2 protein-coding genes and 2 pseudogenes are annotated in these 1,635 nt (G+C 52.9%); 2 read left to right on the top strand and 2 right to left on the bottom strand.

Translation table 11 applies throughout. The annotated features are described in order from the left end of the window. Positions 1–108 precede the first annotated feature (108 nt). Positions 109–702 (top strand): hypothetical protein, encoded by a 594-nt coding sequence (locus tag ACP7AD_RS18495; protein WP_426149214.1) that lies wholly within the window; start codon positions 109–111, stop codon positions 700–702. A 13-nt stretch (positions 703–715) separates the two neighbouring features. Here ACP7AD_RS18495 and ACP7AD_RS18490 read toward each other — a convergent pair. After that, positions 716–907 (bottom strand): annotated as a pseudogene (locus ACP7AD_RS18490) (aldehyde dehydrogenase family protein); the annotation flags it as partial. Positions 908–969: 62 nt separating this feature from the next. Further along, positions 970–1,122, bottom strand: a pseudogene (locus ACP7AD_RS18485) (transposase); the annotation flags it as partial. Between ACP7AD_RS18485 and ACP7AD_RS18480 the strand changes: the two are divergent. Continuing rightward, positions 1,106–1,324, top strand: coding sequence for a hypothetical protein (locus tag ACP7AD_RS18480; RefSeq protein WP_426149215.1), 219 nt, complete (start codon positions 1,106–1,108; stop codon positions 1,322–1,324). The pseudogene ACP7AD_RS18485 and the gene ACP7AD_RS18480 sit on opposite strands and share 17 nt — an antisense overlap. The last annotated feature ends 311 nt before the right edge of the window (positions 1,325–1,635 follow it).

The following is a 1,635-nucleotide window of genomic DNA, read 5'->3' as shown; positions in this document are numbered from 1 at the left end:
CCGCTATGACAAGCTCGACGTCACGTTTCTGGGCTTCGTGCACATCGCCGGCACCATGAAATGGCTCCATTGACTTTCCGAACACGGCCTAATCAGAAAACCCAGACCATGCGTATTTTTAATCTTGAAGACAAGGCCGGAAAGCATTTTTCCTTCCGGGATTTCATTGAATGCGGAGAAACGTGGCTGGACCTTGATGCGAAAGGCTCATCCATCAACAATCGTCCTGCGCAAGAAGCTTCATGGCTGGCAATTTCCCAATTGGCTATCGTCGTGCTTGATCCAATTGCGGACATATACGGCAAACCTTCTCTGACTTACGGTTTTTGTTCCCAAACTCTTGCGGGTTTGATTTCCAAAAAACCAAATCCCGGCATAGCGCCACAGGTTGACCAGCACGCCTCCTGCGAACTCAATACCAAAGGCAATGCGATCTGCCGCCATCGAGGGGCTGCATGCGACTTCTTTATTCCTGACAGAGAAACCCAGATGGATAAAGTCGCACTTTGGATTGCATCCAATCTTCAATTTGACGCCATGTACTACTACGGTCGCGACAGGCCTTTGCATATCAGTTGGGGACCGGCGATGCGACAAATGGTGGTGGTGATGAAAACCAATGTGCTGGATCAGCGCAGGCAGCCTTCAGGAAATGGGCGCAATGCGCGGGGCGTGTCACTCGTCAATTCCGTGATTTATTGAAAGCAGGTACAAGCTATCCATGCCGCACGGCCACCGTCTTCAGCGTGGTGAACCCATACAGCGCCTCGAATCCCTTTTTGCGGCCATGGCCTGACGACTTTACGCCGCCAAAAGGCAGTTCCACGCCGCCGCCCGCTCCGTAGTTGTTGATGAACACCTGGCCGCTTTGCACGCGTCTGGCCATGCGGAACTGGCGCGCGCCGTCGGCGGATAAAGCAACTTCTTTTCTGTAAATTTCCGAGATTCGGTTTTGGGCGTTGGCAATGCTCAGGGCTTTATGGACAGGTAGATTTTTGCGGTCATCCCTTCCTCATCTTGTTCGGCCAGCAGGGCACTGACCAGGCGCAGGCAACTGGCAGAGTTGGGAAACAGCGTGGCTACGCGGGTTCGGCGTTTGAGCTCCTTGTTCAAACGCTCCAAGCCGTCCGCCAACCCCCAGCGCTGGAGCGGCACCACGCGCAACTGGCAACACGTGCGCGAGGTGTACCTCAATCCCGATCAAAAGCATGACCAAAAGGAGGACCGCAAGGAGTTCAAAAAAGCCGCTTCAATTCAAGACTCACAGGCGACAACTTATATGGATGCCTCCCGGCAATCAAGAGCAATTTGCATTGTTTTGTGATGAAGTCGGCTGCAAACTTATATTCGGCCTTGGTTGTGGAGTTTTTCAATTTGCCTGATCGTTCCACGGGCCCCGATGCATATCCGCTGGCAAACACCTCATCTAGCTTTCGGGCTATCGATGCCCTTGTTGTCGCTCAGGTTTAGCTTGCCCCGGTCTGACCTATTTCACATCACATTGCGCGTTGCTGCCTCACTGCCTTCAACTGCATCAACCTTTCCTTTGGCTGCTTAACCCCCCGTGTCAGACTAGTTGCCGCTCCCATGATTGCGGATGATCCGCATTGGAGCGTTATTCATGACAACAAATCG

This window comes from Polaromonas sp. DSP2-3-2b2, assembly GCF_049895905.1.
In the GTDB taxonomy this organism is placed as follows: Bacteria; Pseudomonadota; Gammaproteobacteria; order Burkholderiales; family Burkholderiaceae_C; genus Polaromonas.
The sequence above is the reverse complement of the archived record's forward strand: the minus strand, read 5'-3'. Positions and strand labels throughout refer to the sequence as shown.

Coding starts and splice junctions, on each gene's coding strand:
- ACP7AD_RS18495 (WP_426149214.1), top strand. CDS start 109: ATGCGTATTTTTAATCTTGAAGACAAGGCCGGAAAGCATTTTTCCTTC.